The following is a 5938-nucleotide window of genomic DNA, read 5'->3' as shown; positions in this document are numbered from 1 at the left end:
TCGTTCCATATTAGAGCGCTGCTTCCATGTCCGGCAATACTTTTGGCACCCTGTTTACCGTTTCCTCCTTTGGTGAGTCCCACGGCCCGGCAATCGGCTGCGTTGTCGATGGCTGCCCGCCCGGACTGGCCTTGTGCGAGGCCGACATTCAGGCCGAACTCGATCGCCGCAAGCCGGGGACGTCACGTCATGTGACGCAGCGCCGCGAGCCGGATACCGTCGAGATTCTTTCGGGTGTTTTTGAGGGCAAGACTACCGGTACGCCGATTGGCCTGCTCATTCGCAACCAGGATCAGCGCAGCAAGGATTACGGCAATATCGCCGACACCTTCCGTCCTGGCCATGCTGATTACACCTACACCCAAAAATACGGTTTCCGCGATTATCGCGGTGGCGGCCGTTCGTCGGCGCGCGAAACGGCGGTACGCGTGGCGGCCGGGGCAATTGCCCGCAAGTGGCTCAACGAGCGTTACGGCGTCAGCATTTGTGGCTGGATGAGCGCACTTGGTCCAATCGAGATCCCTTTTGTTTCGGCCGACGATATTCGTGAAAACGCTTTTTTTGCGCCGAACGCTGCGTTGGTTCCAGAGCTTGAAAGCTACATGGACAGCCTGCGCAAATCGCTCGATTCGGTCGGTGCCAGAATCACCGTGACCGCCACCGGCGTCCCGCCCGGCTGGGGAGAGCCGGTTTATGATCGCCTCGATGCCGAAATCGCCTACGCGATGATGGGCATCAATGCCGTCAAGGGCGTCGAAATCGGCGCCGGCTTCGCTTCTGTGGCCCAGCGGGGCAGCGAACATGGCGACGAAATGACGCCGCAAGGTTTTGCGACCAATCATGCCGGCGGCGTGCTGGGCGGGATTTCGACGGGGCAGGACATCATCGTGAACATGGCGATCAAGCCGACCTCTTCTATCGCTCAGCCGCGTCGCTCAATCGATCGTCAGGGCAATGCCATCGAAGTGGCGACCGAGGGGCGGCACGATCCCTGTGTCGGCATTCGCGCCACGCCGATTGCCGAAGCCATGCTGGCCTTGGTGCTGATCGATCATGCGCTGCGCCACCGCGCCCAGTGCGGCGATGTGGTGTGCTCCACGCCGCGCATACCGGGTGAAATCGCGTAATATTTCTACGTTTGCCGCCCAGGCAGCTGATCTTCGCAACAGAGGGAGGAAATCATGCAAGTTGATCATCACGATCTGTATCAGGAGTTTTCGGAGTTCAAGGACGGCATTGATGCGCTCAAGACCAGCAATGCCTATTTTGCCCGGCAGTTTGCTTCCTACGGCCGCCTGACCGGCAGTGTTGAGAATCTGGAAGAGCACGATATGCCAGTCGCTGATTTCACCCTCGAAGATATGAAAAAGCAGCGCGTCAAGCTGAAGGATGAAATTTACCATTTGCTGCTCGCCTTCCGCGCCGGCCAGCAGTCCGTCCAGGCTTGATCGAAACCGGTGAGCGACCCCGCATCCGGTAAAATTAGCGGATGCATGTATTGCCTTACTGGCGCCTCTCGGGCTACTACTTTTTCTATTTCGCCTTCATCGGCGCCTTCTCGCCCTATTTCGGGCTCTATCTCCAATCCCTGAATTTTTCTGCCTGGGACATCGGACTACTGATGTCCCAGATGCAGTTGATGCGCCTCTTCGGCCCCAATCTGTGGGGCTGGCTGGCTGATCGTTTCGGTCGGCGCATGGCGATCATTCGTTTGGCTGCCGGGATCGGCCTGGCCGGATTCACCGCCTTTTTCTGGCTCGATAAATTGTCCGGCATGCTGGTGGCGATGGCTGTGCTCGCCTTCTTCTGGAGCGCCGCCTTGCCGCTGGTCGAGACGCTGACTTTCGATCACCTGCGCGAAGAGCGCGGCCGTTACAGCCGAATTCGTTTGTGGGGATCGATTGGCTTCATCGTCGCCGTCATGGGAACCGGCGCCTTGCTCGATATGGCGCCGCCGGTTGGTGTGCTCTGGGTGTGCTGGGCGATCCTGGCCGGCATTCTGATCTATGCGCTGACCCTGCCGGAAGTGCCGCCGGTTCCGCATGAGCGCGACGGCCAGCCGATCGGCGAAATCCTGCGCCAGCCGAAAGTCATGGCGCTGATGACAGCCTGCTTCGCGATGTCGGCGGCGCACGGCGCGTTCTATGTTTTCTATTCGATCCACCTCGACGCCCATGGCTACTCGAAAACCGAGGTCGGCTTGCTGTGGTCGCTCGGCGTCGTGGCTGAAATTGTCGTCTTCATGTTGATGGCGCGGCTGTCCCGCCTGTTTTCGCTGCGAGCCATCCTGCTCGCCAGTTTTGGTGCGGCGGTCGTGCGCTTCCTGTTCATGGGCTGGGGGGTCGAATCGGCGGCCATCATGATTCTCGTTCAGTTGCTGCACGGCCTGACCTTCGGCGCTTACCATGCGGCATCCATCGCCGCCGTCAACCAGTGGTTTCCGGGCCGGTCGCAGGGGCGGGGCCAGGCGCTATATTCCAGCCTGTCGTTCGGCGCCGGCGGCTTGCTTGGGGCGCTGATCAGCGGTCGGACCTGGGAGTCGCTGGGTGCCGGCTGGACCTTTACGCTCGGCGCGTTGTTCGCGCTGGTCGGCTTCGCGCTGGTCTGGGGATGGGTCGGCGCAAATGCTACGGTCAACCGGGAAAACGGGCCAAAAATGAAAGATCCTGTGCAATAATTAAACGCTTTACGGCCCACTTTACGCACCATGTCGAAGACCCTTTACGACAAGCTTTGGGAGAACCACGTCGTCCATCAGGAAGCAGATGGCACGACCCTTCTCTATATCGATCGTCACCTCGTTCATGAAGTCACCAGCCCGCAGGCTTTCGAAGGCCTCAAGCTGGCCGGTCGCAAGCCGTGGCGCGTCTCGTCCATCGTCGCGACACCGGATCACAACACGCCGACCGACCACTGGGACGAAGGCATCAAGGATCCGATTTCCCGGCAGCAGGTTGAAACGCTCGACGCCAATATCCGCGAAGTCGGTGCCCTGGCTTATTTTCCGTTCAAAGATGCGCGCATGGGTATTCTCCATGTCGTCGGTCCGGAAAACGGCGCGACGCTGCCCGGCATGACCGTCGTCTGCGGCGATTCGCATACCTCGACGCATGGCGCGTTCGCCTGTCTGGCGCACGGCATCGGCACCTCCGAAGTCGAGCACGTTCTGGCCACCCAGTGCCTGCTGCAGAAGAAATCGAAGACCATGCTGGTTGCCGTCGACGGCAAGCTCGGCAAGGGCGTCACCGGCAAGGACGTGGCGCTGGCCATCATTGGCACCATCGGCACGGCCGGCGGCACGGGCTACGCCATTGAGTTCGGCGGCAGCGCCATCCGCAGCCTGAGCATGGAAGGGCGCATGACCCTGTGTAACATGGCCATTGAAGGCGGGGCACGCATGGGTTTTGTCGCGGTCGACGACAAAACGATCGATTATTTGAAAGGTCGCCCGTTCTCGCCGAAAGGTGATGTCTGGGAAAAAGCGGTTGCTTACTGGCGCACGCTGCATTCCGATGCCGGCGCCCAGTTCGATCGCGTCGTCACGCTCAAGGCCGAAGACATTCGTCCGCAGGTGACCTGGGGCACCTCGCCGGAAATGGTCGTCGCCATCGATGCCGTCGTTCCCGATCCGGCTAAGCAAACCGATCCGGTCAAGCGCGAAGGCATGGAACGCGCCCTGCAATACATGGGTCTTAATCCCAATACACCGATCCAGAATATCGCCATCGACAAGGTGTTCATTGGCTCCTGTACCAACTCGCGCATTGAAGACCTGCGCGAGGCGGCATCCGTGCTCAAGGGGCGCCATGTCGCGGCAACCGTCAAGCTGGCGCTGGCTGTGCCGGGTTCCGGCCTGGTCAAGCGTCAGGCCGAAGCGGAAGGACTGGACAAAGTGTTCATCGCGGCTGGTTTTGAGTGGCGGGAACCGGGTTGTTCGATGTGTCTGGCGATGAATGCTGACCGTCTGGAGCCCGGCGAACGTTGCGCCTCGACCTCCAACCGCAATTTCGAAGGCCGTCAGGGGCCGGGCGGACGTACCCATCTGGTCAGTCCGGCGATGGCTGCCGCGGCTGCGATTGCTGGTCGTTTCGCCGACGTGCGCGACGTTCTCTAGGAGGAGCGACGATCATGAAGAAAATGCTTGTCTCGATAGCGGTGCTTTGCCTCGCAGCCTGCAATACCGCCCAGGGCGTCAAGAAGGATGTCGCCATCGGCGCGGAGAAGACCGGGGAGGCTATCCAGAAGGGTGGCGAAGCGGTCGAGCATGGCCTGAAAAAGGGTGGAGAGGCAGTCGGCGGCGCCCTCAAGAAAGGTGGCGAAGCCGTGCAGAAGGTGGTGGAATAAATGGAAAAATTCGTTCGCCTGGAAGGCTTGGTGGCACCACTCGACCGCAACAACGTCGATACCGATGCGATCATCCCGAAGCAGTTTCTCAAGTCGATCAAGCGTTCCGGCTTTGGCCCGAATGCCTTCGACGAATGGCGCTACATGGATGTCGGGCAACCCGGGCAGGATAATTCCGGTCGCCCGAAGAATCCCAATTTCGTATTGAATCAGCCGCGCTATCAGGGTGCCGAAGTGCTGCTCACGCGCGCCAACTTCGGCTGCGGCAGTTCGCGCGAACATGCGCCGTGGGCGCTCCTCGACTTTGGTTTCAAGGCCATCATCGCCGAGTCGTTTGCCGACATCTTCTTCAACAACTGCTACAAAAATGGCATCGTGCCCATTGTGCTGCCGGTTGCTGAAATTGAAGCCTTGTTCAAACAGGTCGAAGCGACGCCCGGTTACAAGCTGGTCGTCGACCTGCCGGCGCAAGCAGTGATTCGCCCCGATGGTTATGGCATTCCATTCCAGATCGATGCCTTCCGCAAGGAATGCCTGATCAATGGCTGGGACGACATTGGCCTGACCTTGCGTCACGCCGAAAAAATTCGCGAATTCGAAGAAAGACGCCGTATCAACCAGCCCTGGCTGTTTGCGTAATAAGGAAAAACCATGAAGATTTGTGTTCTACCGGGTGACGGCATCGGCCCTGAAATTACCGCTGAAGCGGTGCGCGTATTGAAAGCACTCGATCTCAAGTTCGAGATGGAAGAAGGGCTACTCGGCGGCTGTGCGGTCGACGCGACCGACCATCCTTACCCGGAAGCGACGCAAAAGCTGGCACGCGCGGCCGATGCCATCCTGCTCGGTGCTGTTGGTGGGCCGAAGTGGGATACGCTGCCGCGCGAAAAGCGCCCGGAACGCGGCTTGCTCGGTATCCGCAAGGATCTGAACCTGTTTGCCAACCTGCGTCCGGCCATTCTGTATCCGGAGCTGGCCAATGCGTCGACGCTCAAGCCGGAAGTGGTGGCCGGGTTGGACATCCTGATCATTCGCGAATTGACCGGCGACATCTATTTCGGCCAGCCGCGCGGTATCCGTGAAGAAAACGGTGAGCGCGTCGGTTTCAATACCATGGTTTATAGCGAGTCGGAAATTCGTCGCATCGGTCATGTCGCCTTTCAGGCCGCCCAAAAACGCGACAAGCGACTGTGCTCGGTGGACAAGATGAACGTGCTCGAATGCACCCAACTGTGGCGCGACGTGATGATCGAAATCAGCCAGGATTATCCGGATGTCGCGCTGAGCCACATGCTGGTCGACAACGCAGCCATGCAACTGGTCAAGGCGCCCAAGCAGTTCGACGTGATGGTTACCGGCAACATCTTCGGTGACATCCTGTCCGACGAGGCATCGATGTTGACCGGCTCGATCGGCATGTTGCCGTCAGCTTCGCTCGACGATAACAACAAGGGACTGTACGAGCCGTCGCACGGATCTGCTCCGGACATCGCCGGCAAAGACATTGCCAACCCGCTGGCCACCATCCTGTCGGTCGCCATGATGCTGCGCTACACATTTGGCCTCGAAGAGCAGGCACTGCGCGTCGAAAATG

The 5938-nt window shown here is 59.7% G+C and carries 7 protein-coding genes; all 7 read left to right on the top strand.

The window, feature by feature from the left end; translation table 11 throughout:
• Nucleotides 1–26: 26 nt before the first annotated feature.
• Nucleotides 27–1127 (top strand): chorismate synthase, encoded by a 1101-nt coding sequence (aroC, locus tag ADADOO_RS02585; RefSeq protein ID WP_511274758.1) that lies wholly within the window; start codon nucleotides 27–29, stop codon nucleotides 1125–1127.
• Between the two features lie 54 nt (nucleotides 1128–1181).
• Complete coding sequence (locus ADADOO_RS02580; RefSeq protein ID WP_511274756.1) at nucleotides 1182–1448, top strand: HP1242/YdcH family protein; 267 nt, start codon at nucleotides 1182–1184, stop codon at nucleotides 1446–1448.
• Nucleotides 1449–1489: 41 nt separating this feature from the next.
• Complete coding sequence (locus ADADOO_RS02575; RefSeq protein ID WP_511274754.1) at nucleotides 1490–2677, top strand: MFS transporter; 1188 nt, start codon at nucleotides 1490–1492, stop codon at nucleotides 2675–2677.
• A 30-nt stretch (nucleotides 2678–2707) separates the two neighbouring features.
• Entirely contained in the window at nucleotides 2708–4114 is a 1407-nt protein-coding gene (gene leuC, locus ADADOO_RS02570; RefSeq protein ID WP_511274753.1) for a 3-isopropylmalate dehydratase large subunit, read from the top strand.
• A gap of 14 nt (nucleotides 4115–4128) precedes the next feature.
• A complete protein-coding gene (locus ADADOO_RS02565; RefSeq protein WP_511274751.1) occupies nucleotides 4129–4344 on the top strand; it encodes an entericidin EcnAB in 216 nt (71 codons plus the stop codon).
• Nucleotides 4345–4983, top strand: a complete 639-nt coding sequence (gene leuD / locus ADADOO_RS02560) for a 3-isopropylmalate dehydratase small subunit (RefSeq protein ID WP_511274749.1) — start codon at nucleotides 4345–4347, stop codon at nucleotides 4981–4983.
• A gap of 12 nt (nucleotides 4984–4995) precedes the next feature.
• On the top strand, nucleotides 4996–5938 hold a 943-nt coding region (leuB, locus tag ADADOO_RS02555), incomplete at its 3' end, for a 3-isopropylmalate dehydrogenase (RefSeq protein ID WP_511274747.1).

The organism is Azonexus sp. (assembly GCF_036170495.1).
GTDB lineage: Bacteria > Pseudomonadota > Gammaproteobacteria > Burkholderiales > Rhodocyclaceae > Azonexus.
Note: the sequence above shows the minus strand (reverse complement) of the source record. Positions and strands in the feature narration are given on the sequence as shown.